Raw genomic sequence first — 26,163 nt, forward strand, 5'->3', positions numbered from 1 at the left:
GGTCGTCGCGTTCCGTGTTGGCGACGTGTGAAGGCCCTCCCCCTGTGACCGACCGCGCATCCGCCACCCGAGTGATCTTCCTCGGTGGCCTCGGCCGTAGTGGCACCACTCTGCTGGAGCGGCTGCTCGCCGAGCTGCCCGGCGTCGTGGCGCTCGGCGAGGTGGTCCACCTGTGGTCGAGGGGCGTGCTGGCCGGAGAGCCGTGCGGCTGCGGCGCCGCCTTCGCCGCCTGCGACTTCTGGCGGCAGGTGGGCCGGGCGGCGTTCGGCGGATGGCGGCCGTCGGTGGCTGAGCGGGTGCTCGCGTTGCGGCAGCGGGTCGATCGCACCCACCGGATGGGGCGCATCGCGCATCCCGACCTGGCCGAGTACGCGCGGGCCTACCGGAGGGTCTACGAGGCGACCGGCGCGCCCGTCGTGATCGACTCCAGCAAGCACGCCTCCCTCGCCCACTGCCTGGTCGCGGCCGGCATGGACGTCCGCGTCGTGCACGTCGTCCGGGATCCGCGGGCGGTGGCCCACTCCTGGCGCAGGACCGTCGAGCGGCCCGAGGACGGGCGTCCCATGACCCGCTGGGGGCCGCTGCGCACGTCCCTCCACTGGACGGCCCAGAACGCCGGTCTTGAGCTCCTGGCCCGCCAGGGGGCCCGCGTGACCCGGGTGCGCTACGAGGACCTGGTCGCCGACCCGGAGCCCACGCTGACCGCGCTGGCCGGCTTCCTCGGGCTCGACGTGCCCGGCCTGCCGTTCCTGGAGGGCACGACGGCGCGGCTCGGGCCGGCGCACACCGCGTCCGGCAATCCGATGCGGTTCCAGGTCGGGGGGATCCGGCTGCGGTGCGACGACTCGTGGCGTGCGGGGCTGCCCGTCCGGGACCGGCGGCTGGTCGCCGCGCTCACCTGGCCCCTCCGCGTCCGGTACGGCTACCGGGAGGTCGCCGCGTGAGCGCGCCGCCGTCCGTGGGGGTGGTGATCCCGACCCGCGGCGACCGGCCCGAGCTGCTGCGCGAGGCCGTGGCGGCGGTGCTGGCCCAGGACTATCCGGGGCGGCTGGCCGTGGTCGTGGTCGACGACGGCGGGCGCGGGCGCCCGGGGGCGGAGCTGGGCGTGCCCGTCCTGGCCAACCGGCGTGCCCCTGGGCTGCCGGGGGCGCGCAACACCGGCATCGCGGCCCTCGACACCGATCTCGTCGCCTTCTGCGACGACGACGACCTGTGGCTGCCGGGCAAGCTCGCCGCCCAGGCGCGGGCGCTGGGCGTGACCGGGGGCGAGTTCGCGAGCTGCGCCATCGAGGTCGAACACGGGGGGCGCCGGGTGGCGAGGCTCGCGGGCGCCGACACGGTGACCGCGGCCGACCTCCTGCGGTCGCGCATGGTGATGGTGCACTCCTCGACGTTCCTGTTCCGGCGCGGGGCCCTGTGGGCCGACGAGAGCGCCCCCGGGGGCCAGAACGAGGACTGGGACCTCGCCCTGCGCGCGGCCCGGCGGCGGCCGATCACGCACGTCGACCGGCCGCTCGTCCGCGTGCGGTGGGGTGGTTCGTCCTACTACGCGGCCCGCTGGGCGGACCGGATCGCCGGGCTCGACTGGATGCTCGACCGCCATCCCGAGCTGGCGGCCGACCGGCGCGGCGCGGCGCGGGTCTACGGCCAGCTCGCCTTCGCGTACGCGGCGCTCGGGCGGCGGCGCGTGGCGGTGCGGTGGGCGGTGCGCGCGTTCGGTGCGCGGCCAGGTGAGCCGCGGGCGCCGATCGCGCTGGCCGTCGCGGCGGGGATCGTCCCGGCCGCGACCGTGCTCGGGCTGCTGCACGGGCGGGGGCACGGCATATGACCCCGCCCAGGACCCGCATCCCCGCCGTCCCCGGGCAGCGCCCGTCCACCCCGAGCCCCGCTTCCGACTCCCCGCCCGCCCGCGGCCATGCCGCCGAGGCCGCGTCCGCCCGGACGTACGCGTCGGGGGCCGGGCATGCCGCCGAGGCCGCGCGGGCCCGCGCCGCCGGGTCGCCCGTGGTCGGCCGAGGCCGTGGCGCCGAGCCGGGGGCTGCGCGCACCCTCCCGTCCGAGCGCCCGGCGGGTCGTGGGCCCGCCGAGGCCGGGCGTCGAGGACGTGCCGGGGAGCGCGTGCGGGTCGGTGGCGTCGGGCTGGACGTCGTCACCGAGGCCGACGTGGTGCGCTGGGTGGCGGCCGAGGCCGCGGCCGGACGGGGCGGCCGCATCGTGACGCCCAACGTCGACATCTGCCGGGCCGTCGCCCGCGACCCCGCCCTCCAGGAGCTCGTGGGCTCGGCCGAGATCGTGGTGGCCGACGGCATGCCGCTGGTGTGGGCGGCCAGGCTGCTCGGCACCCCGCTGCCCGAACGGGTCACCGGCGCCGACCTGATCTGGTCGCTCAGCGAGGTGGCCGCGGCCCGCAACTGGCCGGTCTACCTGCTCGGCGGGCCTCCGGGGGTGGCCGAGCTGGCCGCCGACGAGCTCAGGAGCTGCCGTCCCGGGCTGAAGGTGGCGGGGGTGCACGCGCCGCCGTACCGCTTCGACGACACGGCGGAGGGAAGGGAGCGGGTGCGGCGCCGGGTGGTCGCGGCGCGGCCCCGCCTGGTGTTCGTCGGGCTGGGCTTCCCCCGGCAGGACCTGCTCATCGCCGAGCTGCGCGAGGAGCTGCCGCAGGCGTGGTTCGTGGGCTGCGGGGCGGCCATCGCCTTCGCCGCCGGCACGGTCCAGCGGGCGCCGCGCTGGATGCGGCGGGCCGGGCTGGAGTGGGCGTTCCGGCTGATGAGCGAGCCCGGCCGGCTGGCGCGGCGCTACCTCGTGGACGACCTCCCCTTCGCGGTACGCCTGCTCGCCGGCTGCCTGCTGACCAGGCTCAGGCGGTGAGGGCCCGGACCCGGGCCGCCTCCGCCGGGGTGAGCCCCCGGGCCGCCGTGGCGAGGGCGTGACGGGAGTCCATCGGACGGAAGGCCGTACGGGACAACCCCGACCAGGCGAACGCCGCCGACCGGCGGGACGGCGTGGTGCAGGCCCGGACGATCCGGCGTTCGGCGGACGGTGACCACGGCAGCCCCGCGTGGGCGTAGAGACCCCGGAAACCGGCGACCGGATCCTCGGCCAGCGACTCGTACGAGGCGACCAGGACGCCGGGCGTGGCGGCCAGCACCGACCGCGCGGCCCGCCACAGAGCGGCGGTCGTGGCCAGGTCGTCGGCGGAGCCGAGCAGCCGATGCAGGCCCAGCAGCCCGGGATGGTCGCGGACGAGCAGCGGCTGGCCGAGCAGGTCGCCGACGTCGAACCGCCACCCGAGACGGCGCCAGCTCGCCACGAACGACACCGGATCGCGGACGAGGACGATGACCGCGCACCCCAGCCGCCGGGCGAACCAGCCCGCCGACAACACCGCGAACGGGTCGTCGAGCAGCGCCCGCCGCCCGGCCAGGCGGCCGAACGCGAACGCGGTGCCGTAGCGCGCCAGCCGGGCCAGGTCGTAGGGGGAGCGGTTGGCGCGCAGCTCGGCGAGCCAGTGGTAGCGCAGCGCGACCGTGTCGCGGAAGGCGGGCAGGAAGTCGGCGGCGTTGTCGTCGCAGATGTACTGGAACCGGTGGGCGACCTCGGCCCGCAGCACGCCGGGGCAGCGGCCGGGCGGGTGCTGCGGGTTGAGCGGCTCGTTGACGTAGACCAGGCCGCCGCCGGCGGTGAGCATCTTGCCGGCCCAGCTCGTGCCGCTCCTCGGCAGGCCGGTGACCAGGACGGGCGCGCTCACGCGGCCGCCGCCCAGGTGCGCGGGCGCAGGGCGGGCAGGGTGTGGCGGCCGAACGGGCGCAGGCCGTAGCGGTGGTGGAGCTGCCACAGCGGCAGCAGGTTCTTCACGATCACCCCGGCCGACCAGCCGACGACCGCGCCGAACGCCCCGTGGGAGGGGATCAGGGCCAGGTCGAGCGCGACCGTGCAGGCGACCGCGGCCAGCAGGTTGAGCAGGCTGGCCAGGGTGTGGCCGGCGGCGGTCAGGACGACGTCGACCATGCCGCAGGCGGAGGCCACCAGCATGGTCCCGGCCAGGACGAGGGCGATGGGGGCGGCGGCGCCGTACGCGGGGCCGAAGACGCGCAGCAGCCACGGCGCGAGGACGGCGTAGCCCAGCCACACCGGCCAGGTCAGCAGCACCAGCCAGATCGTGGTGGCCTGGTACAGCTCGCGCGCCCGGCCGAGCTCCCCGTCGGCGAGCGCCCGGACCAGCCGCTCCTGCACGGCCTGCGCCAGCCCCTGGTTGGCGAGCTGCCCGACGACCCGGAACCGGGTGGCGGCCGTGTAGACCGCGGCCTGGGCCGGTCCGCCGAGCAGGGCGACGACCACGATGTCCAGCCGCTGGAACACCGCCTGGATGGCGCCCGCGGCGGACCGGGGCGCGGTGTACCGCCACAGGTCACGCCCGGTCCCCGGCAGGTACGGCGTGCGCGGCGCCCGTCCGCGTAGGTCGGCGAGGGCCAGGACGAGCAGCGGCAGGAAGGGCAGCGCCCAGGCCGCCGGCAGCCACTGCGGCGCGTGCGCGAGCGCCGCCCAGGTGACGAGCACGAGCTGCGCGGCGGGCAGCAGCACGCCGTCCAGCAGCACGGTGGGCCGCATCGAGCCGAACCCGCGGGTGGCGGCCAGCGCGATGTCGCCGAGCACGATGACCGGCAGGGCCCAGGCCAGCAGCCCGATGCGCGGCTCCAGCAGCACCCCGGCCGCGCAGGCGGCCAGCGCGCACGGCACCATGGCCGCCCGGAAATAGCCGGAGATACCGCGATAGCCGTACGTCTTGGCCCGCGCGATGAAGTACACCAGGCCGTTGCCGGCGTCCAGTTTGGCGATGCCGGCCGCCATCAGGGCCAGGGCCGTCACGCTGAAGAACGCCCCCGCCTGCGCCGGGCTGAACGCCCTGGTCACCACCACGGCCACCAGGAACTGCGCCAGCGCGCTCACCCCGGCCCCGGTCAGCCCGGCGATCCCGCGCCGGACCATCACCGGCGCCACGACGGCTCACCGCCCAGCCAGCGCGTCAGCCGCGCGTCGTAGGGCTCGAAATGGTCCCTGAGCGCCTGTTCCAGCACCCGGGGCACGGGCCGGGGCAGCGGCCGGCCGTTGTGCCGCTCGAACGTCGGATAGCCCAGGTGCGGCACCGTCAGGAACTCCAGCACGCGGTCGTAGGCGGTCTCGGGCTCGGCGAAGAACCGGTGGCTGTCGAGCACCAGGATCCGGTCGCGGCCGAAGAGCGGTTCGAGGCGGTCGAGCTGGTCGGCGTACCGGCCGCGGGCCAGGTAGGCGTGGTGGCGGTGGGAGTGGTGCTCGGAGAACGGCGACACGCGCAGGCTCTCCTCGGCCCCGGCCAGCCGCTCGGCCTCCAGCTCAAGGGCGGATTCGAGGTGCGACTCGGACTCGAAGCCCCTGGCCAGCTCGTGGGCGTGGGCCGAGCAGGCCCGCTCGACCGGGTCGCGGACCAGGACGATCAGCTTGACCCCGGGCAGGTCGGCGGCGATGCGCTCACCGGCCAGCGGATGGAACAGGTAATAGGGGGACGACTCGAACGCCTGGGTGCGGCCGCCGTACCGGTGGGCCAGCAGCGCCGCGCCCGCACGCAGCGGGAAGTGCGCCTGGTACCAGGCCATCGGCCGGTGGTAGCCGACGTCGAAGTAGTGGACGCCCTTGTGCAGGACGGGCTTGAGCAGCAGCGGGTGCTGGGCCAGCGCCCGGTAGAGCGAGGTCGTGCCGCACCGCTGCGCCCCCACGATCAGGAACGACGGCAGCACCCGCGCGCTCGACGTGAACCGGCCCGCCAGGCGCGAGAAGGACAGCACCGGCCGCTTCATCGTCCTCATGGCAGCAGCTCCTCGTGGTCGACGGCCGGGTTGAGCCAGGTCTCGGGCGGGCCGAGCGGGCAGTGGCCGTCGGCGGCGTGCCGGTCGGCCAGCACGATGAGGTAGCGCAGCGCCGTCCGCCTGGCCTCGGCCGACGACAGGCCGAGCGGGGCCAGCTCGCGGGGCGCCCTGGCCACGCAGGCGCGGGCCGCCGTGGGCGGGTCCATCCTGCGCAGCGCCCGCTGGAAGAGGTGGTGGGCGGCGTCGAGGCCGTAGGGGACGCCGGTCTCGTACCGCTCCCAGTCCCAGACGAGCAGCCGGCCGTCGGCGGAGGGGCAGATGTTCCACGGGGACAGGTCGCCGTGCCAGGCCGGGACCGGACCGCCGGTGGCGGCGATCTCCATGATGGCGGCGTTCAGCAGGGCCGGGGGCACCCGGCGGCGCCGTACGGGCAGCGGCGAGAGCGCCAGCACGGGCAGGCCGCGCCACTCGCCGTGGTGCAGCACGTCGGGCACGACGACGGTCTTCAGCGGCGCCGCGGCCAGCCCGCGCAGCGCGGCCGCCTCGCGGCCGACCAGCTCGCGGGCGAGCGGGCTGTCGCCGACCTTCACGTACGCCAGCAGCCGCCCTCCGGTACGGGCCTCCAGGACGGGCTTGCGGTTGGGCCGCAACGCCGGACGCACGTGGAGCACGACCTCCACGGGCGCGTCGAAGACCTCGCCCAGATAGGCCGCCACGGACCCCTCCAGCGGCACGGCGACCGCGCCCCCCACGTGCCACCAGCGCCGCGGGGCCAGCCGGCGGGGCAGCACCCGGTGCGGCAGCACCGAGTACGGCCGCGGCGACCCGGTACCGGGGAACAGCAGGCGCACGGTCTCGCGGAGGTATCCGAGCCGCGCGGAGGCGTCCTTCATGCGTTTCTCCACAGCAGGGCGAACGAGATGAGATAGAGGCTCAGCGGCGTCACCAGGCCGTCGTAGACGAACATGTAGAGCAGCACGAGACCCATCACCAGCACCCCGGCCAGCCCGATCGGGGAGCGGTCGGCCCAGTGGCGGCGGATGGCGCCGAGGAAGAACGCCACGTAGAGGGCGGCCCCGGTGAAGCCCTGGGTGATCAGCAGCAGCCAGAGCTGCCCGTCGCTGCCGAGCGGCGGGTGACCGCAGGCCGCGCACCACTGGGTCTTGCCCGTGGTGATCGAGCGGTGGTTGCCGAGCGAGTTGCGGGTGTTGCCGTAGCCGATGACCGGCGAGTGGCGGGCCGCGGCGACCGTGGCGGTCATCGTGAAGGCCCTGACGTCGTTGGAGTGCGGTTTGTCCAGCCGCTGGGCGAACACCGAGGCCAGCGGGCTGAGCGCGAACACCACCAGCCCGGCGGCCACCGCCCCGCACAGCACGATCCTGGTCCGGCCCGCCACCCGCACGATCAGGTACGCCACGGCCAGCCCGAGCCCGATCCACAGGCCGCGGTTGAGCGAGTACACGACCGGGACCGCGGCCAGGGCGATCACCAGCACCGCCAGCATCCGGCGCCGGCGGCCGCCGTACGTCCACCAGCCGACGAGGAACCAGATCAGCAGCACCGACGCGTTGCTGCCCCACGCGTTGGCCCACTCGAAGGGCGCCTCCGGCCTGGGGGAGGAGTAGCCGAGCACCTTCTGGGTCTGGGCGGCCGTGGGATGGATGAGGTTCTGGACGAAGGAGTTCTCGCTGATCCAGCCGGGCAGCAGCAGCTCGACCGGCGAGGTGAAGGCGAAGTGCGGGACCAGGACGCCGAGCAGGCCGCCGGCGACCGTCGTCAGGAACAGCACGCCGAGCCAGCGCACCAGGCGCAGCTGCGGCAGCTCGCGCTCGGTCAGGTTGCCCAGGTAGAGCACCATGACCAGGACGGACACGTACAGGGCCAGGCGCATGGCCCAGCCGATCAGGCGGCCGGCGCTGAACCCGCCGTACGTGCCGGGCGGCAGCTCGTCCAGCATCATCGCGCTCAGCAGGTAGCCGGCCAGCAGCAGCAGCCACAGGCCGAACCCGTGGGGGACCCGGACCGGCCGGCGCCGCCACAGGATCACCGCCATCGGCACGGCCAGGACGATCACCGACAGGCCGCCGAACCCCAGCGCCCACCAGATCGGGTAGCCGAGCAGGAGCGCCGCGATCGGCCAGGCTGGTCCTGTCACGGCTGCTTGCGCTGCCGGTGGTGGAACGACTGCATGGGCGTGGTCTCGGCAGCCAGGCTCACCTCCAGCTCGCCGGTGGCGACGAGCTTGCCGAGCGAGGTGTGGGCGCGCGGCTCCAGCAGCGGGACGAACTCCGGCACCGCGTCGGTCGCCGTCACCACGCCGACGACCGGCACGTCGTGCCGCTCCAGATGGCGGGCGGCCGCGGTCACCTCCGGCGAAGTGACCCGGCCCAGCCCGACCAGCAGCAGCGCCGCGTCGGCCCGCGCCAGGTCGCGGACGTCGGAGCCGTCGAGCACCGACAGCGGCGCGCTGATGGCCAGCGGCTCGGCCAGCGAGGAGGCGTAGAGGTCGGCGGGCAGCGACCGGACCAGCAGCCGCTGGCCGGGGCAGGCCGCGACCACGGCGCAGGCCAGCTCGTGCAGCACGCCGTGCTCGCGGGAGGCGGACAGGTCGGTCAGCACGGGCAGCCCGGTCAGCCGCTCGACGTCGGCGGCCGTGCGCAGCCGGGTGTCGAGCCGGTCGCGGGCGTAGGCCGCCGCCGCGCCGAGCAGCAGGCCGGCCATCAGGCCGGTGCCGAGGTAGAGCGGCAGGCTGGGGGAGCTCGGCCGGGTCGGCGGCAGCGCCTCGCTGATGACCGAGCCGGGGGTCACCGCGATCGTGCGCAGCGCGTCGTACTTGAGCGTCAGGCTGGCGGCCTGCCGGTTGAGCACGCTCTGGCGCTGGGTGGCGATGGCGTGCTCGGCGCTGCCCTTGGGCAGGCGGCCGACCTCTTTGATGGCCGCGTCGAGGCCGGTGTTGACCTGCTTGAGCTTGGCCAGCACCGCCTGCTGCCGCTCGGCCGTCGCGGCCTGCGCGCTCTCGCGCCTGTTGGCCAGGTAGGCGTCGGCGTAGGCCCGCGACTGCGCGGCGGCGGCCACCGGATCGGCGTCGGTCACCGAGATCCACAACACGGCGGAGTTGGGCGGGACGGAGACCTCGACGGGCTGCGGCGCGGTGATCCGCAGGGCCTGGGCGACCCGCGCCGAGACGACCGCCGACTGGGCGATCTGGGCCTCGGTGTCGAGGTTGAGCGGCTCGCGCTGCCGGTTGCTCACCTGGTTGCCCTGGTCTTGACCGTCGACGGGCGTGACCAGGACCTGGGTGATCGCGGTGTAGGCCGGCGGGGTGGCGCGCAGCAGGGCGAGCCCGGCAGTGCCGCCGACCACGACGCAACCGACGAGCAGCAGCCACCGCCTGCGCAGCAGGGAGAGGTGCTCGTCCAGGTCGGCGCCCGGACGGCGCGCCTGGAAGTCCGGCGACGGGCTCATGGGGACGGTCTCCTGGAGGGGATGCGCGCTGTCGCGGATGGGCAACGCTGCGTCACTCGGCGCAGTGTGCGCCCACTATAGGCCGGACGGATATTACCCAAGTCGAATACTGAAGATTTTTTCCGGTACGGCCGCGAAGATGCCCCTTTTTAAATGGATATTTCCAGAAAATGCGGGTGGCGGGTCGTGGGCGGTGAGCTGGGCAGACCAGCACACTGGCTGAAGTTCGAGGAATGGCATGGCAAGGTTCAGGTTTGATAGGCGGGGGTCCGTCGACAAGGGGGTTGGAAGGCGTTGCAGCTTCGGGGCTTTTCTCATTTCGCGTCTTTCGCGATGAAGTGTCACTTCGCGTCTTTCGCGATGAAAACCGCAATCACCTGCGCGGTGCTCGCCCTCCTGGCCGCCTGCTCGACGGCCGAGGGCACGCCCGCCCGGGTCGACACCAGCACGGCCGAGCTGGCCGGCGCGCCCTCCTGCGCGGTCACCGCCAGGCTCATCCCCTCCTGCGGCGCCTGGTGGGGCGTGGCGCCCGAGGTCTTCACCGGCGCTCCGGTGGCCGAGGCGCTGCGCGGGGCCGAGTCGCGCATGGGCGCCGGCGCGGACGTGCTGCACGTCTACCATCGCGGCAGCGAGCTGTTCCCGACCCCGCAGGAGATCGGCCTGGCCCGCGACCCGGGCCGGCCCCGGCTCCTCATGATCAACTGGAAGCCGTCGCTCGACCGCACCTGGGCCGACATCGCCGACGGCGCCCTCGACCGGCGGATCGACCGCCTGGCCGACCACCTCAGGCGCACCTTCCCCGAACGGTTCTTCCTCACCCTCCACCACGAGCCGGAGAACGACGTCGACGCCCGCTCGGGGTCGGGCATGCAGGCCGGCGACTACGCGGCGATGTTCCGGCACGTCGTGCTCAGGCTGCGCGAGCGCGGGGTGAAGAACGCCGTGACCGTCATGACGTACATGGGGGCGCCCAACTGGGCGGCCAAGCCCTGGTTCGAGGATCTCTACCCCGGTGACGACGTGGTCGACTGGGTGGCCATGGACCCGTACGCCGACGACCGGGTGCGCGACTTCGACGGGCTGGTGAACAAGACCCGCAAGGAGTACGGGCGCTGGCCGGGGTTCTACCGGTGGATGCAGGCCCGTTTCCCCGGCAAGCCGGTCATGGTGGCCGAGTGGGGGGTCTTCGAGCGGCCCGCCGACCGGGCCTTCAAACGGCGCTTCTTCGAGTCGGTGCTGAGACAGATCAAGCGGTATCCGCAGATCAAGGCGTTGCTGTACTTCGACTCGCCGCAGGCGCCGCGCGGCAACACGAGCTTCGACTCCGATCCGGGCGCGGCCCGTGCCTTCACCCAGCTCGCCCGCGACCGCTACTTCCGCTCGACCCGCGTGCCGCGGCCCTAACGCCGCGCCGCCTGGGGAGCCTCGACGGCCGCGGCCCCCTCGCCGCGCCGGGCCAGGCCGCCGGCGCGCAGCCGCCAGCCGGCGAAGGTGACCGCGCAGGCGGCGACGAGCAGCCAGACGGTGACGGCGTTGCCGACGTCCAGGAGCTTGAGCGCCGAGGCGAGCAGGACGATTGCCAGCAGGGCTCTGATCAGCCCGCCCGGGGCGCGTGAGGAGATCCGCGCGCCGAGGTAGACGCCGGGGATCGAGCCGATCAGCAGCGAGAGCGTGAGCTCCAGCTTGAAGTCGCCGAACATCAGGTGGCCGAGCGCGGCCGCCGCGACCAGGGGCACGGCCTGCACCAGGTCGGTGCCGACGAGCTGGTTGGCCTTGAGCGCCGGATAGAGCACGAGCAGGGCCACGATGATCAGCGAACCCGATCCCACGGAGGAGACGCCGACCACGAGCCCGCCTACCGTACCGACCAGTAGGGTCGGAATTGGGCGCACGACGATCTCGTGGGCGTTCGACGAGCCGCCCCGCGCGCCGAGCCAGCCCTTGACCGCCATGCCGACGACGGCCAGCAGCAGCGCCACGCCCAGCGCGTACTTGACCGCGTCCGTCACGGCGAACGCGCGGGCCAGGAACACCCCGCAGAACGCGGCCGGCACCGACCCGGCGCACAACCAGCCGACCAGCCGCAGGTTGACCGTGCCCCGCCGCAGGTGGACGACGCTGCCGACCGGCTTCATGACGGCCGAGGCGACCAGGTCGCTGGAGACCGCGGCCAGCGGCGGCACGTTGAAGAACAACATCATCATCGGGGTCATCAGGGCCCCGCCGCCCATGCCGGTCAGGCCGACCACGATCGCGACGACGAAGGACCCGGCGACCAGTGCGAAGTCGATCAACGTACCCATCCTCCGGACTGCAGCGCCCCCAGGACCTGGGAGACGGCCGCCTCGATCGAGATGTGCGTGGTGTCGATCACCAGGTCGGCGTCGTCCGGCTCCTCGTAGGGGTCGGAGACGCCGGTGAACTCGGGGATCAGGCCGGCGCGGGCCTTGGCGTACAGGCCCTTGCGGTCGCGCCGCTCGCACTCCGCCAGCGGCGTGGCGACGTGCACGAGCAGGAAGTCGGCCCCGACGGACTCGACCGTCTCGCGCACCTCCTCGCGGGTGGCGGCGTAGGGGGCGATGGGGGCGCAGATCGCCAGGCCGCCGTGGCGGGCGGCCTCGGCCGCGACGAAGCCGATGCGCCGGATGTTCAGGTCGCGGTCGGCCTTGGAGAAGGTCAGGCCCTTGGACAGCAGGTGGCGCACGACGTCGCCGTCGAGGTAGGTGACGGTGCGGGTGCCGAGCTCCAGCAGGGCGTCGCGCAGGCCGCGGGCGATGGTGGACTTGCCCGAGCCGGACAGGCCGGTGAAGAAGACGACCAGGCCGCGGCGGTGGGGCGGGCCGGGGAGCGTGACGGGCTCGGGGCCCGCGTAGTGCTCGGTGGCGCCGTAGGCGGTGGCGACGTGCTCGCGCAGTTCGAGGTCGATCTCCGGCTCCGCGCGCGGCGCCAGGGGGACCGGGACCACGAGGGTGCCCTCCGGCAGCTGCGTCTTGGCGCGCAGCGCGGCGCGGACGACGCCGGGGCCCGCCTCGCCGTACGACAGGGGGAGCAGCACGATCACCGCGTCGAGCTCCTTCGCGGTGGCGACGATCTCGGTGAGGTCGTCGAGCGGCCCGCGCATCGTGACGGCCAGCGCGGGCCGGTCGCCGAGCTCGGCCCTGACCTCGGCGGGCGTGCGGCGCAGCCGGGCGAACGGGCCGTGCTCGGGCGCGCCGAGCGCCTTGAGCGGGCCCGAGGTCAGGCCGTCGGCCTCGCGCGCGGTCACGGTGAGCACGGCCAGCGGCAGGCCCTCGGGGTCGAGCAGCCGCACCTCGTCGCCGGGCGAGACCTCGGCGGGCAGGTGGAGGGTGACCGGCGCGGGCCAGGGGGTGCCGTCGGCGAGCGTGCCGCGCTCGTGCACGGCGTGCACGTCGTCGTGGCCCAGGAAGCCGGTCAGCGGCTCGAACGCCCCGGACAGCAGCAGCTCAAGGTCGGCCAGCTCGTGCGCGTCCGGGGTCCACTCCACGGTTCCGACATCCCAACTATTCCGATTGAATTGGTAGGAAAGGAGTCTAGTCGCTCGGACCGTCCTGTCGCTAGAGCAGCCGGGCGAAGTGATGCTGGGGCTTCCTGATCACCATCGTGATCTCGTCGTGGGAGGCGGGGTAACGCCCGCCGCTCAGCCGGTCGACCAGCGCGACGGCGGCGGAGCCGAGCCGGCCGGCGCGGGCCGGGCCGCTGACCCGGCGCTCGTCGTCGGTGATCATCAGCCCGCGGCTCAGACAGAACGCGTGCATGCCGTCGCTGGAGGCCAGCGGCTCGTAGACGACGGGCAGCGGGCCCGGCGTGCCGGGGGTGACCAGCGTGCGCCACAGCGCCCGGCGCAGCCACGACGGCGTGAGACGGTCGAGCAGCCCGTAGGCCGACTTCCTGTCACGCATCCGCAGCAGCACCAGGCCGCCCGGTCGCAGCGACTGGAGCAGGCGGTCGAACACCAGCTCGGCGTGCTGGACGCGTTCGAGCAGGAACGACAGATGGATCACGTCGTAGGCGCGGTGCTGGAGCGGCACGCAGCGCAGGTCGCCGAGCGACCAGGCCACCAGGTCGGCGCGCTCCTCCACGACGTCTCTGATGACCGGGTGGTCCTCGTCGGCGCCCGTGGCCCTGGCCTCCAGCGGCTCCACGTCGAGCGGCTCGTCGTGGGCGCACCCCGCGACGAGTATGTCGAGCCGCCGGCTGTACCGCCCGGCCCAGTGCTCGCGGATCCGTTGACCGAAGAGGTCGCCTCGCTGGGCGACTGATCGCACCTCAGACATGTCACCTACAGTAATCAATCGAGCCGTCTCGGTTACGCACTTCCCTGCTAGCGTCCTGCCCCGTGGACGGGCAGGTTTACGTGGGGAACGCCAATATCGACGCGGCCGGCGACCGGGGCTGGCTGCTCGGTCACTTCAAACCCTTCGGCGACCCAAGACACAGTGAGGAAGTCGAGATCAAGTGGGGCGTGCACCCGGCGGGCGACGAGCGCGCCCAGTGGGTCAGGGGCGAGGAGCGCACCGCCCTGCTCGTCCTGATCAGCGGCCGGTTCCGGGTGGAGCTGCCGGGGCGCGGCGTGCTGCTGACCGAGCCGGGCGACTACGTGGTCTGGGGCAAGGGCGTGGACCACTCGTGGGTCGCCGAGGAGGAGTCGGTGGTGCTCACCGTACGCTGGCCGTCGGTCCCCGGTTACCGGGTGCCGCACCCCGAGTAGGCTGGGTGGAGACCCCCGCGACCTGACCCGGCCGGGGGTAGTTGTGTTGCCGTCGTGGGGCTGTGGGCGTATCTGATGAGTCTTTCCGGACTGCTTGACCTTGTGGCCCTGGGGGCCGGGGCCGACCCGAAGCTGACCGCCGCGCTCGAAGAGGGCGGCGACGTCTCACTGATCGCGCCCTCGGCGCTGCGGCCGTTCGGCGTGGCCGCGCTGGCCGCGCACGATCAGCGCACCGTGCTGGCCGTCACCGCCACCGGCCGGGAGGCCGAGGACCTGGCGGCGGCGCTGACGAGCCTGCTCGAACCGAGCTCGGTCGCGGTGTTCCCGGCCTGGGAGACGCTGCCGCACGAGCGGCTCTCGCCGCGCAGCGACACCGTGGGCCAGCGTCTGGCCGTGCTGCGCAGGCTGGCGCACCCGGTCAAGGGCGACACCGCCGCCGGGCCGCTCGGCGTGGTGGTCGCCCCGGTCAGGGCGCTGCTCCAGCCGATCGTCAAGGGGCTCGGCGACCTGGAGCCGATCAGGCTGCGGGCGGGCGACGACGCCGACCTCGACGAGGTGGTCGAGCGCCTGGTCACCAACGGCTACCACCGGGTCGACATGGTGGAGAAGCGCGGCGAGGTGGCCGTGCGCGGCGGGCTGCTCGACGTGTTCCCGCCCACCGAGGAGCATCCGCTGCGGCTGGAGTTCTGGGGCGACACGGTCGAGGAGATCCGCTGGTTCAAGGTGGCCGACCAGCGCTCGCTTGAGGCGGCCGAGGACGGCCTGTTCGCGCCGCCGTGCCGCGAGCTGCTGCTGACCGGCGAGGTCAGGGCGCGGGCGCGGGAGCTGGCGCAGGAGCATCCGGCCCTCGCCGAGGTGCTCGACCAGCTCGCCGACGGCATTCCGGTCGAGGGCATGGAGGCGTTCGCGCCGGTGCTGGCGGGGGAGATGGACCTGCTGCTCGACCACCTGCCGGTCAGGTCGGCGGTGTTCGTGTGCGACCCCGAGCGCATCAGGGGCCGGGCAGAAGAGCTGGTACGCACCTCGCAGGAGTTCCTGGAGGCGTCCTGGATCAACGCGGCGGCCGGCGGCGAGGCGCCGATCGACCTGGGCGCGGCGGCCTTCCGCACGCTGGAGGAGATCCGCGGCCACGCCGACGCGCTGGGCCAGCCGTGGTGGACGATGGCGCCGTTCGGCAACGGCGTCGAGCTCGACGCCCATGACTCCGAGGCCTACCGGGGCGACACCGCCAAGGCGCTGGCCGACATCAAGGGCTGGCTGGCCGAGGACAAGGCGGTCGTGCTGCTCAGCGAGGGCCACGGGCCGGCCGAGCGCATGGTCGAGCTGCTCAAGGGCGTCGACGTGCCCGCGCGGTTGCAGCGTTTCCTGGACAAGGCGCCCGAGCCCAAGGTCGTGCACGTCTCGACCGGCCTGATCGAGCACGGGTTCATCACGCCGCGCCTGGCCGTGCTCACCCACCTCGACCTGGTGGGCCAGAAGGCGTCCACCAAGGACATGCGCCGGCTGCCCTCGCGCCGCCGCAACATGGTCGACCCGCTGCAGCTCAAGGTCGGCGACCACGTCGTGCACGAGCAGCACGGCGTCGGCCGCTACGTCGAGATGGTCCAGCGCACGGTCCAGGGCGCGACCCGCGAGTACCTGGTCATCGAGTACGCCAAGGGCGACCGCCTCTACGTGCCCACCGACCAGCTCGACGAGGTCACCCGCTACGTCGGCGGCGAGGCGCCCACGCTCAACCGCATGGGCGGCGCCGACTGGGCCAAGGCCAAGTCCAAGGCCAAGAAGGCGGTCAAGGAGATCGCCGGCGAGCTGATCAGGCTCTACTCGGCCCGCATGGCCTCGCCGGGCCACGCCTTCGGCGCCGACACGCCGTGGCAGCGGGAGATGGAGGACGCCTTCCCCTACGCCGAGACCGGCGACCAGCTGGAGGCCATCGACGAGGTCAAGCGCGACATGGAGCGCGGCGTCCCGATGGACCGGCTGATCTGCGGCGACGTCGGCTACGGCAAGACCGAGATCGCGGTGCGGGCGGCGTTCAAGGCGGTCCAGGACGGCAAGCAGGTGGCCGTGCTGGTGCCGACCACGCTGCTGGTGCAGCAGCACATGTCCACCTTCACCGAGCGGTTCTCCAGCTTCCCCGTCGCGATCAGGCCGATCTCGCGCTTCCAGACCGACGGCGAGGTCAAGGGCACGCTGGAGGGGCTGCGGTCGGGCGCGGTCGACGTCGTCATCGGCACCCACCGGCTGTTCAGCCCCGAGGTGCGCTTCAAGGACCTCGGGCTGATCATCATCGACGAGGAGCAGCGCTTCGGCGTCGAGCACAAGGAGGCCATGAAGCACCTGCGCACGCAGGTCGACGTGCTGGCCATGTCGGCCACGCCGATCCCGCGCACGCTGGAGATGGGCCTGACCGGCATCCGTGAGATGTCCACGATCCTCACGCCGCCGGAGGAGCGGCACCCGATCCTCACCTTTGTGGGGCCGTACGAGGAGAAGCAGATCGCGGCGGCGATCCGGCGCGAGCTGATGCGCGACGGCCAGATCTTCTTCGTGCACAACCGGGTGGCCTCGATCAACCGGGTGGCGGCGCGGCTGCGCGAGCTGGTCCCCGAGGCGCGCATCGCGGTCGCCCACGGCCAGCTGAACGAGCACCAGCTCGAAAAGATCATGGTCGGCTTCTGGGAACGCGAGTACGACCTGCTCGTCTCCACCACGATCGTCGAGTCCGGCCTCGACGTGCCCAACGCCAACACGCTCATCGTCGACCGGGCCGACAACTACGGCCTGTCCCAGCTGCACCAGCTCAGGGGCCGGGTCGGGCGAGGCAGGGAACGCGGTTACGCGTACTTCCTCTACCCGCCGGAGAAGCCGCTGACGGAGACCGCGCACGAGCGCCTGGCCACCATCTCCCAGCACACCGAGATGGGCGCGGGCATGTACGTCGCGATGAAGGACCTGGAGATCCGCGGCGCGGGCAACGTGCTCGGCGCCGAGCAGTCGGGCTTCATCGCGGGCGTCGGCTTCGACCTCTACGTGCGCCTGATGGCCGAGGCCGTGCAGGAGCAGAAGGCGAAGCTGTCCGGGGCCGAGGTCCAGGAGGAGCAGCAGGACGTCAAGGTCGAGCTGCCCATCAACGCCCACATCCCGCACGACTACGTCACCTCCGAGCGGCTGCGGCTGGAGGCGTACAAGCGCATCGCTGCCATCAGCGCGCCGATCCACATCGACGAGGTCCGCGACGAGCTCACCGACCGCTACGGCAAGCCGCCGGTGGAGGTGGAGAACCTGCTGGAGGTGGCCCGCTTCCGGATCAAGGCGCGCTCGGCCGGGCTCACCGACGTCACCCTGCAGGGGCAGAACATCAAGTTCGGCCCGGCGCGGCTGCGGGAGTCGCAGCAGGTCAGGCTCGACCGGCTGTACAAGAAGGCGGTCTACAAGCAGGCGGCCGAGACGCTGCTCGTGCCGGTGCCCAAGACCAAGCCGCTGGGCGGGCAGCCGCTGCGCGACCTGGATCTGCTCAAATGGTGCGGCGACCTGGTCGAGGCGATGTTTCTTGAGCCCGCGCGGGTAAGCTAAGCGCGGTTTTTGTTCGGAAAGGGACGCATGTGAAGTCGATTCGAGTGGCTGTGGCCGCCGGTGCGGTAGGACTCGCCGCGCTGACCGCCTGCTCTTCGCCCATGGAGGCCGGAGCCGCGGCCGTGGTCGGGAGCGAGCGCATCTCGGCCCGCGACCTGACCAAGAACGTTCAGGAGTACGAGGCCGCCCTCAAGCGCGCCAACGTCTCGGCCGAGCAGCTCGGGGTGCCCGTCACCCAGTTCGTGCTCTACCGGATGGCGAACGAGAGCGCGTTCAGGCAGCTCGCGGCCAAGCACAACGTGCAGGTCAGCGAGAGCGAGGTCGACAACGCGCTCAAGGACCCGGGCCAGTACCAGTCGCCCGAGATCAACCTGATCGCCAGGGGCGTCAGCCCGGCCGACGCGCGTGGCTACCTGCGCGCGGAGCTGGGCGCGGTCAAGGTGCGCAACCAGCTCGGCGGCGCCCAGGACCAGGCCGCGCAGGAGAAGTTCGTCAAGGAGCTGACGAGCATCAAGCCGGTCTACAGCCCGCGTTACGGCGAGTTCAGCCAGCAGGGCTTCGTCGATCCGGGCCGGTTCGGCAAGTCCTCCCAGCAGGCGCAGCAGCAACAGCAGGGCTAGCCCGATGCCGCTGATCGTCGTCACCACCTCGCCCAGGGTCGCGCCGGGCCTGCTGAGCGACCAGGCCTGGCAGGCGCTGCGCTCGGGGCCCGTGCTGACCGGCTCCGCCGGTCATCCGCAGCTCCCCTATCTGGCCGCCGCCGGGATCGAGGCGGAGGTCGTCGTGCCCGACGCGGTCGCGCTGTCCAGGCGGGCGGTGCGCGAGCGGGTGGTCTGGCTCGCCGGTGACGACGAGGACTTCATGCGCGCGATCGGGCGCGCGGCCATCGCGCTCGACGAGCCGCCGCTGATCGAGGTCGTGCCCGGTTCGTACGACCTGCCGGGCTCGCGGGTGCTCGACCTGGTCGCGGTGATGGACCGGCTGCGCACCGAATGCCCGTGGGACCGCAAGCAGACGCACGAGTCGCTGGTGCCGTACCTGCTGGAGGAGTCGTACGAGGTCCTGGAGACGATCGAGCAGGGCGACTACCCGGCGCTCCGCGAGGAGCTCGGCGACCTGCTGCTCCAGGTGGTCTTCCACGCCCGCGTGGCCGAGACGTTCGACATGGACGACGTCGCCGCGGGGATCGTCGAGAAGCTCGTCCGGCGGCACCCGCACGTGTTCGGATCGGTGCGGGCCGAGAGCGTGGACGAGGTCAACGACAACTGGGAGGCGATCAAGGCGGCCGAGCGGGCGGCCAAGGGCGGCGAGTCGTCGGTGCTCGACGGCGTCCCCATGGGCCAGCCCGCGCTCGCGCTGGCCGCCCAGCTGCTGCGCAGGGCCGAGCGGGCCGGTGCGCCCGAGGCGCTGGCGGCCGCGATCGGCCAGGGGGTGGCGCGCGAGCTGTTCGACCTCGTACGCCGGGCGCAGGAGGCCGGGCTGGACCCCGAGGCCGAGCTGCGCGCCGCGGCCCGTGCCTACCGCGACCGCGTACGCGCGTGGGAGTCCAACGCCTGACCGCCCTGGTTGTCGGAAGAAGTCACCCAATGCCAGGATCCTCGGGGGCTTGAACCGGCGAGCCGAGGGGGACTGGTGGTGGAGCTGAGACCGCTGCGCTCGGGGGAGCCGCGGGAGGTGGCGGGCTACCGCCTGCTCGGCCGGCTGGGCGACGGCGGCCAGGGATCGGTGTTCCTCGGCCGCGACGCGGGCGGCGGCCACGCGGCCGTCAAGGTGCTGCATCCGCGCCTGCTGGGCGACGAGCGGGCCACCCGCCGGTTCCTGCGGGAGAGCACGACCGCCGCCAAGGTGGCCGGCGCGCGCACGGCGCGGATCTACGGCAGCGGGCTGGCCGAGGGGCGGCCGTACATCGTCAGCGAGTTCATCGACGGGCCGTCCCTGCACGACCTGGTCCTCGACGGCGGCCCGCTGACTGGCGGCGAGCTGGACCGGCTGGCGGCCGGCACGATCACGGCGCTGACCGCCATCCACGGCGCGGGCATCGTGCACCGCGACTTCAAGCCGAGCAACGTGCTGATGGGCCAGGACGGCCCCCGCGTGATCGACTTCGGCATCGCCAAGGACCTGGACATCTCCACCACGGCGAGCAGCGTCGTCGGCACGCCGGGGTACATGTCGCCGGAGCAGATCGCGGGGGAGAGCGCGACGGCCGCCTCCGACGTCTTCAGCTGGGCGGCCACCATCGGGTTCGCCGCCACAGGGGAGCCGCTGTTCGGCCGGGACTCGATCCCGGCCGTGATGAACCGGATCCTGCACGCCGAGCCGGACCTGCGCGAGGTGCCCGAGCCGCTGCGCGCGGTGCTGGCGGCGTGCCTGGCCAAGGAGCCGCAGGCGCGGCCGTCGGCCGACGACGTGCTGGCGCGGCTGCTGGGCCGTACGGCGCCGCGCGGGCACGTCCGCGGGCACGTCCGTGCGGACGTCGGCGGGCGCGTCGGCGGGCACGTCGGCGGGCACGTCCGTGGGCGGGCGCGGCCCGGGGCGGGTGAGGTGCGGGAGGCGCCGTCCGGCGGGCGTCCGGTGACGCGGCGGAGGTGGGCTGCCGCCGGGGTCGGCGTGCTCGTCGTCGTGGGGGTGGTGGCCGGGGCGTTGTGGCGGAACGCCGGTCTGCCCTCCGGCGGCGGGGACGGCGGGCAGGCGGGGGCGTTCGGCGTCGAGCTCGGCCCCGAGTTCGGGCCCGAGCCGGGGGCCCAGGTGGCGGCGATGGCCATCGGTCACCACAAGGGCGCGCCCGTCGTCGTCTACGCCGAGCGGGCGGGCAACTCGATCGAGGTGTGGGACCCGCGTGCCGGCGAGCCGCTCGACCGGCTCGCGAACGCCGGCCCCACGCCGGTGCGCTCGCTGCTGCTGGTCCCGGTGGGCGGCCGGCAGACGGCGGTCTGGACGGGCACGGACGGGGCCGTGCGGCGCTGGCGCATCGGCGACGCCCGCCCCGGCACGTGGCACTCGGTGTGCCCGTCGGAGGCCCGCCTGGCGCCCGGCCAGTGGCGCAAGCAGCCCGCGGTCGTGATCGGCTGCCGCGACGGCCGGGTCGTGACGCTCGACCTGGCCTCCAACCGCGTCGTCGCCAGCACCAGGGCCGCCGCTGGCCCGGTCACCGCCCTGGCCTGGGACGAGGCCACCGGCAAGGCCCTCGTCGGCACCGGCCGGGGCCTGGTGGGCGCGGCCGGCGGGCTGCTCGGCGAGGGCAAGGGCGAGGTGCGCTCGGTCGCCGCGTTCGGCGACGGCCACGCCGCCGTCACCACGGGCCGCTCGACCGCCGTGTACGACCTGGCCAGCGGCGCCTTCGTGCGCGGCTTCACCACTGGCGCGGCGGGCGCCGGCGTCACGGCCGCGGGCGGCCGCCGGATGATCGCCGGGGGCGGCGACGGGGTCACCGTCTGGAACGCCGACCGCGGCGAGCGGCTGGGCGGCCTCGCGCCGGGCAGGAAGGTCACCGCCCTGGCGGTGGGCGACGGGCTGCTGGTCGCCGCGACGGGCGGCCGCCTCCAGGCCTGGAGCCTGTCCCCGGCCAGCTGACCCACGGCGGGCCCGAGGCTCGGTGGCCGGACCGTGCCGTACCGGTGGGCCGGGGTACCGATAGGCTCTGATGGCATATTGCCTTTCGATTTAGGAGCGCAACCCGTGGCTACCATCGAGGTCGTTTACGCTCGCGAGATCCTCGACTCCCGGGGCAACCCCACGGTCGAGGTCGAGGTCGTGCTCGACGACGGCAGCAGCGGCCGCGCCGCCGTGCCGAGCGGGGCGTCCACCGGCCAGTTCGAGGCGGTCGAGCTGCGTGACGGCGGCAAGCGCTATGGCGGCAAGGGCGTGGAGAAGGCCGTGCTCGCCGTGACCGACGAGATCTTCGAGGAGATCAACGGGGTCGAGGCCGAGGACCAGCGCATCATCGACCAGATCATGATCGACCTCGACCGCACGCCCAACAAGGCCAAGCTGGGCGCCAACGCCATCCTGGGCGTCTCGCTCGCCGTCGCCAAGGCCGCGGCCGACAGCGCCGACCTGCCGCTGTTCCGCTACGTCGGCGGCCCCAACGCCCACGTGCTGCCGGTGCCGATGATGAACATCCTCAACGGCGGCGCGCACGCCGACACCAACGTCGACATCCAGGAGTTCATGATCGCGCCGATCGGGGCGGAGACGTTCCGCGAGGCCGTGCGCATGGGCACCGAGGTCTACCACGCGCTCAAGGGCGTGCTGAAGGAGAAGGGCTACGCGACGGGCCTGGGCGACGAGGGCGGCTTCGCCCCCAACCTGCCCTCCAACCGCGACGCCCTCGACCTGATCCTGGTCGCGATCGAGCGGGCCGGCTACGTGCCGGGCGAAGACGTGGCGCTGGCCCTCGACGTGGCCGCCTCCGAGTTCCACAAGGACGGCGTCTACACGATCGACGGCAAGGGCGTCTCGGCGCAGGAGCTCATCGCCTTCTACGCGGACCTGGTCGCCAACTACCCGCTCGTCTCCATCGAGGACCCCCTCGACGAGGAGGACTGGGCGGGCTGGAAGGCCATCACCGAGGCCCTCGGCGACAAGGTGCAGCTGGTCGGCGACGACCTGTTCGTCACCAACCCCGAGCGGCTGGCGCGCGGCATCGACGAGGGCACCGCCAACGCCCTGCTGGTCAAGGTCAACCAGATCGGCACGTTGTCGGAGACCCTCGACGCCGTCGACCTGGCCCACCGCAACGGCTACCGGTGCATGATGAGCCACCGTTCCGGCGAGACCGAGGACACGACGATCGCCGACCTGGCGGTGGCGGTCAACTGCGGCCAGATCAAGACCGGCGCCCCGGCGCGGTCCGACCGCGTGGCCAAGTACAACCAGTTGCTGCGCATCGAGGAGCTTCTCGACGACGCCGCCCGCTACGCGGGTCGCGCGGCTTTTCCGCGGTTCCGGCGCTAGTTTCGACTGACGGTCCGCGGCCTGGGAAGGTCTGACGGCCGCGGGCCGTACGTCGAAGGGGGTGTGCAGCATTGGCGAAGAGGCCGCAGCTGACCGGGCGGGCAGCCATCCTCGCGGTCGTGGTGTGCGCGATCGCGATGAGCCTGGCCTACCCTGTGCGCGAGTACATCAGCCTGCGCCGCAGCATCGCCGAGCTGCAGGCGGAGAAGGCCAGGGTCGAAGCCGAGCGGCAGACGCTGCTGGCCCGCGACCGGCAGAGCGACGATCCCAACTGGATCAAGCGCACCGCCAAGGAGCGGCTGCACTTCTGCGGCCCCGGCGAGAAGTGCTATGTGGTGATGGAGCCCGAGAAGGGCAAGGAGCAGACGGCCGTGAAGCAGCCCGTCGAGGTGCCGCCGTGGTACCAGACGCTGTGGGAGTCGGTGGAGGCCGCCGACAAGGGCACGGGCCGCAGAGCGGTGGAGAGCAGCAGTGGAAAGTGACGACGTCGAGGCGGTCCAGCGGCAGCTCGGCCGGCCGCCCAGAGGGCTGCGCGGGGTGGCCCACCGCTGCCCGTGCGGCAATCCCGACGTGGTGGAGACCGCGCCGCGGCTGCCCGACGGGTCGCCGTTCCCGACCCTGTACTACCTGACCTGCCCCAAGGCCGCCTCGGCCATCGGCACGCTCGAAGGCTCCGGCCTGATGCGCGAGATGCAGGCCAGGCTGGCCAGCGACCCCGACCTGGCGGCCGCCTACCAGGCCGCGCACGACGACTACGTCGCCAGGCGCGACAAGGCGGCCCACGACGAGGGCATGGAGCCGCTGCCCCGCGACATGCAGAGCACCGGCGGCATGCCGCTGCGGGTGAAGTGCCTGCACGCCCTGGTGGCGCACGAGCTGGCGGTGCCGGGGAGCAACCCGTTCGGCAGGGAGGCGCTCGACGCGCTCCCCGACTGGTGGAGTGACGGACCATGCGTGTAGCCGCCATCGACTGCGGCACCAACTCGGTGCGCCTGCTCATCGCCGACGTCCGCGACGACACGCTGCACGACGTCGAGCGGCGGATGGAGATCGTCCGTCTGGGGCAGGGGGTCGACCGCACCGGCATGCTGGCGCCCGACGCGCTGGAGCGCACGTTCAAGGCGATGCGTTCCTACCGGGAGCTGATCGACCGGCACGGCGCGGTCGCGACCAGGGTGGTGGCCACGAGCGCGACCCGCGACGCGGGCAACCGGCAGGAGTTCGCCGACGGCGTCCGCGAGATCTTCGGCGTGACGCCCGAGGTCGTGACGGGGGCGGAGGAGGCCGAGCTGTCGTTCAGGGGGGCGACCAGGGGCCTGCTGCGCATCTCGCCGGAGACCGAGATGCCGCAGGGCCCGCTGCCGCCCTACCTGGTGGTGGACATCGGCGGCGGTTCCACGGAGTTCGTGGTCGGCTCCGAGCACGCCGAGGCCGCGCTGTCGGTGGACATCGGCTGCGTCCGGCTGACCGAACGCCACCTGAGGGACGCCGGCGACCCGCCGCCGGCCCCGGCGCTGGAGGCCGTCGTCGCCGACATCGAGGCGGCCCTCGACCGGGTCGAGGAGGCGGTGCCCGTCGAGCGGGCGCACACGCTGGTCGGCCTGGCGGGCTCGGTGACCACGATCGCGGGCATCGCCCTCGACCTGCCGGCCTACGACTCCGAGCGCATCCACCACTCCAGGATCACCGCCGAAGAGGTTCACGAGGTGACGCGGCGGCTGCTGGCGATGACCCATGGTGATCGCGCGCGGATTCCGGTGATGCATCCTGGGCGGGTTGACGTGATTGGCGCCGGTGCGCTAATTCTTGACCGGATCGTGCGTCGTTTTGCGTTTTCGCAGGTCGTCGTCAGCGAACACGACATCTTGGATGGAATCGCCTGGTCCCTCGCCGGCTGAGATAGCCAAATCCGGACATTTCCGATCTATGACCCGTGTTGAGCGTGCAATCACTATTGTGATTAGGTAAAGGCGCAAAACGGGGGCTTTGCCATATTGCTGTGCACGGAAGGTGACGGCGTGGCGACCGTTCCCGAGCGCGTCTTTTCCCTCACGGAATGGAGCACTCTCACATGATGTCTGTTGGGTTGGCACGTAAGGCGGCGGCGTTCGGCGCCTCCGCCGCCGTGCTGGCCGCCATGGCAGCGGGCCTGGTAGCCAGCCCCGCTCAGGCGGCGACCTCGGCCGCGGCCGGTAAGACCGGCACGGCCACCGCGGCCAAGTCCACCAAGTCCGGCAAGGTCTCGGTCACCACGCCGAAGGTCTCGTCGAAGGACTACCAGGGTTCCTGTCCGGTCAACCTGCGCTTCTCGTCCAGGATCTCGGTCCCGGTCAAGGGCAAGACCGAGCTCGCCTACCGCTGGCTCCACGGTGACGGGTCCAAGGGCAAGGTCCAGGTTGTCAAGCTCAAGGGCCACGGCACCAAGTCGGTCACCGTCAAGGAGTCGGTGACCTTCAAGGGTGACGTCAAGGGCTGGGAGGCCGTCCAGGTCCTCGGTCCGAAGAAGGCCACGTCCAAGAAGGGCTACTTCTCGGTCAGCTGTGCCGACCAAGGTGGCAGGAATGACGGGGACGACCGTTCGGGTGTTCGTACGGACAAGGACGTGTCGGTCTCGGCTCGCGCCTGGGCCAACCCCTCGTCCTACGAGGGCGTCTGCACCCCGGGTGACAAGATCGACTTCACCGGTCTGATCAGCGTCAACCACCCGACCTGGGTCCGCTACCGCTGGATCCTGAACGGTGAGGTCGTCGACCACGGCAAGGTCAAGGTCTGGAACAAGCGCAAGGTCGGCTTCGGCATCTCCCCGCGTCACAGCCAGCGTGGCTGGGCGCAGCTGGAGATCGTCGGCCCCGACGACGCCCTGTCCAACCGCGCCTACTACAAGGTGTGGTGCAAGGACTCGACCCCCGCTCCCGCTGTCAAGGTGTCGGCCACCAACCTGGTGACGGCCACCAACCACAACGGCTGCAAGGTCGGCGCGCACGCCACGGTCAGCGCGACCGGCGCCGCGCGCGTCCAGTACACCTGGGCGGTCAACGGCCAGTCCGTGGCCAAGGGCGAGAGCCTCTTCGGGGGCAGCGGTTCCAAGACCGTCGAGCTCTCCGAGCAGGCGCTGACCGGCGAGGCCGCCAAGGGTGGCAAGATCACCCTGACGGTCACCGGCCCGAACAACAACGACTCGATCACGCAGTCGTACGCGGCGTGCGAGGCTCCCAAGCCCACCGCGTCCGTGTCGTCCGTGTCGGTCACCAACACCCGCACCGACATGTGCAAGGACAACCGTGGTCCCGGCGTGGACTTCTCGGCCACCCTGCACAGCACCGGCCCGACCACCGTCAAGTACTACTGGGTGGTCAACGGCGTCAAGGACGTCAACGTCCTTGAGCGTCAGGTCAACGGCGACCTCGCCGTGACCTGGGGCGTCGGTGGCACGCAGAACAGCAAGGAGACGAAGGGCACCATCGAGCTCGTCGTCGTCAGCCCCAACGCCGCCTCGTCGGGCGTCGCCAACTACTCGGCGACCTGCCCCAAGACCGACGCCTAAGCTGATCATGTGACCGGGCGGCACCCTTCCGGGAGCCGCCCGGTTCTCTTGTT

General features: G+C 72.9%; 22 protein-coding genes and 1 pseudogene. 14 read left to right on the top strand and 9 right to left on the bottom strand.

Annotated features, from left to right (window positions below; all coding sequences use genetic code 11):
- Window positions 1–44: 44 nt before the first annotated feature.
- Genes ACWEJ6_RS34235 through ACWEJ6_RS34245 form a run of 3 tightly spaced genes read left to right on the top strand, consistent with a single transcriptional unit; the run spans window position 45 to window position 2,868 of the window.
- Complete coding sequence (locus ACWEJ6_RS34235) at window positions 45–944, top strand: sulfotransferase family protein (protein WP_387676938.1); 900 nt, start codon at window positions 45–47, stop codon at window positions 942–944.
- Window positions 941–1,828 carry a glycosyltransferase family 2 protein gene (locus ACWEJ6_RS34240; protein WP_452429149.1) on the top strand — a complete coding sequence of 296 codons (888 nt, stop codon included), beginning with the start codon at window positions 941–943 and terminating at the stop codon, window positions 1,826–1,828. The genes ACWEJ6_RS34235 and ACWEJ6_RS34240 overlap by 4 nt, the downstream gene beginning before the upstream one ends.
- Complete coding sequence (locus tag ACWEJ6_RS34245; RefSeq protein WP_452429151.1) at window positions 1,825–2,868, top strand: WecB/TagA/CpsF family glycosyltransferase; 1,044 nt, start codon at window positions 1,825–1,827, stop codon at window positions 2,866–2,868. Before ACWEJ6_RS34240 ends, ACWEJ6_RS34245 begins: the two co-directional genes overlap by 4 nt.
- Here ACWEJ6_RS34245 and ACWEJ6_RS34250 read toward each other — a convergent pair.
- From ACWEJ6_RS34250 to ACWEJ6_RS34275, 6 genes are read right to left on the bottom strand one after another with little or no spacing between them, the layout of a single operon-like run.
- Window positions 2,858–3,748, bottom strand: a complete 891-nt coding sequence (locus tag ACWEJ6_RS34250; RefSeq protein WP_387676947.1) for a sulfotransferase — start codon at window positions 3,746–3,748, stop codon at window positions 2,858–2,860. The two genes, ACWEJ6_RS34245 and ACWEJ6_RS34250, sit on opposite strands and share 11 nt — an antisense overlap.
- A complete protein-coding gene (locus ACWEJ6_RS34255) occupies window positions 3,745–4,998 on the bottom strand; it encodes a lipopolysaccharide biosynthesis protein (protein ID WP_452429153.1) in 1,254 nt (417 codons plus the stop codon). The genes ACWEJ6_RS34250 and ACWEJ6_RS34255 overlap by 4 nt, the downstream gene beginning before the upstream one ends.
- Window positions 4,986–5,840 carry a sulfotransferase gene (locus tag ACWEJ6_RS34260; RefSeq protein WP_364337702.1) on the bottom strand — a complete coding sequence of 285 codons (855 nt, stop codon included), beginning with the start codon at window positions 5,838–5,840 and terminating at the stop codon, window positions 4,986–4,988. Before ACWEJ6_RS34260 ends, ACWEJ6_RS34255 begins: the two co-directional genes overlap by 13 nt.
- Complete coding sequence (locus tag ACWEJ6_RS34265) at window positions 5,837–6,733, bottom strand: hypothetical protein (RefSeq protein WP_452429155.1); 897 nt, start codon at window positions 6,731–6,733, stop codon at window positions 5,837–5,839. The genes ACWEJ6_RS34260 and ACWEJ6_RS34265 overlap by 4 nt, the downstream gene beginning before the upstream one ends.
- Window positions 6,730–7,995 carry a hypothetical protein gene (locus ACWEJ6_RS34270; RefSeq protein ID WP_452429157.1) on the bottom strand — a complete coding sequence of 422 codons (1,266 nt, stop codon included), beginning with the start codon at window positions 7,993–7,995 and terminating at the stop codon, window positions 6,730–6,732. The genes ACWEJ6_RS34265 and ACWEJ6_RS34270 overlap by 4 nt, the downstream gene beginning before the upstream one ends.
- Window positions 7,992–9,305 (bottom strand): Wzz/FepE/Etk N-terminal domain-containing protein, encoded by a 1,314-nt coding sequence (locus tag ACWEJ6_RS34275; RefSeq protein WP_452429159.1) that lies wholly within the window; start codon window positions 9,303–9,305, stop codon window positions 7,992–7,994. Before ACWEJ6_RS34275 ends, ACWEJ6_RS34270 begins: the two co-directional genes overlap by 4 nt.
- 360 nt (window positions 9,306–9,665) lie before the next feature.
- Here ACWEJ6_RS34275 and ACWEJ6_RS34280 point away from each other — a divergent pair, with 360 nt between their 5' ends.
- Window positions 9,666–10,709, top strand: coding sequence for a glycoside hydrolase family 26 protein (locus ACWEJ6_RS34280; protein ID WP_387676961.1), 1,044 nt, complete (start codon window positions 9,666–9,668; stop codon window positions 10,707–10,709).
- On the opposite strand, the gene ACWEJ6_RS34285 is transcribed toward ACWEJ6_RS34280, so the two are convergent.
- From ACWEJ6_RS34285 to ACWEJ6_RS34295, 3 genes are all read right to left on the bottom strand, one after another.
- Window positions 10,706–11,599, bottom strand: coding sequence for a sulfite exporter TauE/SafE family protein (locus tag ACWEJ6_RS34285; protein WP_452429162.1), 894 nt, complete (start codon window positions 11,597–11,599; stop codon window positions 10,706–10,708). The two genes, ACWEJ6_RS34280 and ACWEJ6_RS34285, sit on opposite strands and share 4 nt — an antisense overlap.
- Window positions 11,596–12,810: an adenylyl-sulfate kinase gene (gene cysC, locus ACWEJ6_RS34290; protein ID WP_358294526.1), complete on the bottom strand. Its 1,215-nt coding sequence runs from the start codon at window positions 12,808–12,810 to the stop codon at window positions 11,596–11,598. The genes ACWEJ6_RS34285 and cysC overlap by 4 nt, the downstream gene beginning before the upstream one ends.
- A 70-nt stretch (window positions 12,811–12,880) precedes the next feature.
- Window positions 12,881–13,600, bottom strand: a complete 720-nt coding sequence (locus tag ACWEJ6_RS34295) for a methyltransferase domain-containing protein (protein WP_358294524.1) — start codon at window positions 13,598–13,600, stop codon at window positions 12,881–12,883.
- Between the two features lie 62 nt (window positions 13,601–13,662).
- Here ACWEJ6_RS34295 and ACWEJ6_RS34300 point away from each other — a divergent pair, with 62 nt between their 5' ends.
- The 10 genes and pseudogenes from ACWEJ6_RS34300 (at window position 13,663) to ACWEJ6_RS34345 (ending at window position 26,110) form a co-directional block, all read left to right on the top strand.
- Window positions 13,663–14,034, top strand: coding sequence for a cupin domain-containing protein (locus ACWEJ6_RS34300; protein WP_358294522.1), 372 nt, complete (start codon window positions 13,663–13,665; stop codon window positions 14,032–14,034).
- 75 nt (window positions 14,035–14,109) lie between these two features.
- Complete coding sequence (gene mfd, locus ACWEJ6_RS34305; protein WP_452429165.1) at window positions 14,110–17,610, top strand: transcription-repair coupling factor; 3,501 nt, start codon at window positions 14,110–14,112, stop codon at window positions 17,608–17,610.
- 23 nt (window positions 17,611–17,633) lie between these two features.
- A pseudogene (locus ACWEJ6_RS34310) lies at window positions 17,634–18,230 on the top strand (SurA N-terminal domain-containing protein); the annotation flags it as partial.
- A gap of 4 nt (window positions 18,231–18,234) precedes the next feature.
- On the top strand, window positions 18,235–19,167 hold the full coding sequence (locus ACWEJ6_RS34315; protein ID WP_452429167.1) for a MazG family protein: 933 nt from the start codon (window positions 18,235–18,237) through the stop codon (window positions 19,165–19,167).
- Between the two features lie 75 nt (window positions 19,168–19,242).
- On the top strand, window positions 19,243–21,183 hold the full coding sequence (locus ACWEJ6_RS34320) for a protein kinase domain-containing protein (protein WP_452429170.1): 1,941 nt from the start codon (window positions 19,243–19,245) through the stop codon (window positions 21,181–21,183).
- Between the two features lie 105 nt (window positions 21,184–21,288).
- On the top strand, window positions 21,289–22,566 hold the full coding sequence (gene eno / locus ACWEJ6_RS34325; protein WP_352353009.1) for a phosphopyruvate hydratase: 1,278 nt from the start codon (window positions 21,289–21,291) through the stop codon (window positions 22,564–22,566).
- 71 nt (window positions 22,567–22,637) lie between these two features.
- Window positions 22,638–23,048, top strand: a complete 411-nt coding sequence (locus tag ACWEJ6_RS34330) for an FtsB family cell division protein (RefSeq protein WP_387676979.1) — start codon at window positions 22,638–22,640, stop codon at window positions 23,046–23,048.
- Window positions 23,038–23,526, top strand: a complete 489-nt coding sequence (locus ACWEJ6_RS34335; protein ID WP_352323567.1) for a DUF501 domain-containing protein — start codon at window positions 23,038–23,040, stop codon at window positions 23,524–23,526. Before ACWEJ6_RS34330 ends, ACWEJ6_RS34335 begins: the two co-directional genes overlap by 11 nt.
- A complete protein-coding gene (locus ACWEJ6_RS34340) occupies window positions 23,517–24,464 on the top strand; it encodes a Ppx/GppA phosphatase family protein (protein WP_449913914.1) in 948 nt (315 codons plus the stop codon). The genes ACWEJ6_RS34335 and ACWEJ6_RS34340 overlap by 10 nt, the downstream gene beginning before the upstream one ends.
- A 188-nt stretch (window positions 24,465–24,652) precedes the next feature.
- Window positions 24,653–26,110: a hypothetical protein gene (locus ACWEJ6_RS34345; protein ID WP_452429173.1), complete on the top strand. Its 1,458-nt coding sequence runs from the start codon at window positions 24,653–24,655 to the stop codon at window positions 26,108–26,110.
- Window positions 26,111–26,163 lie beyond the last annotated feature (53 nt).

Source organism: Nonomuraea sp. NPDC004702, from assembly GCF_053601695.1.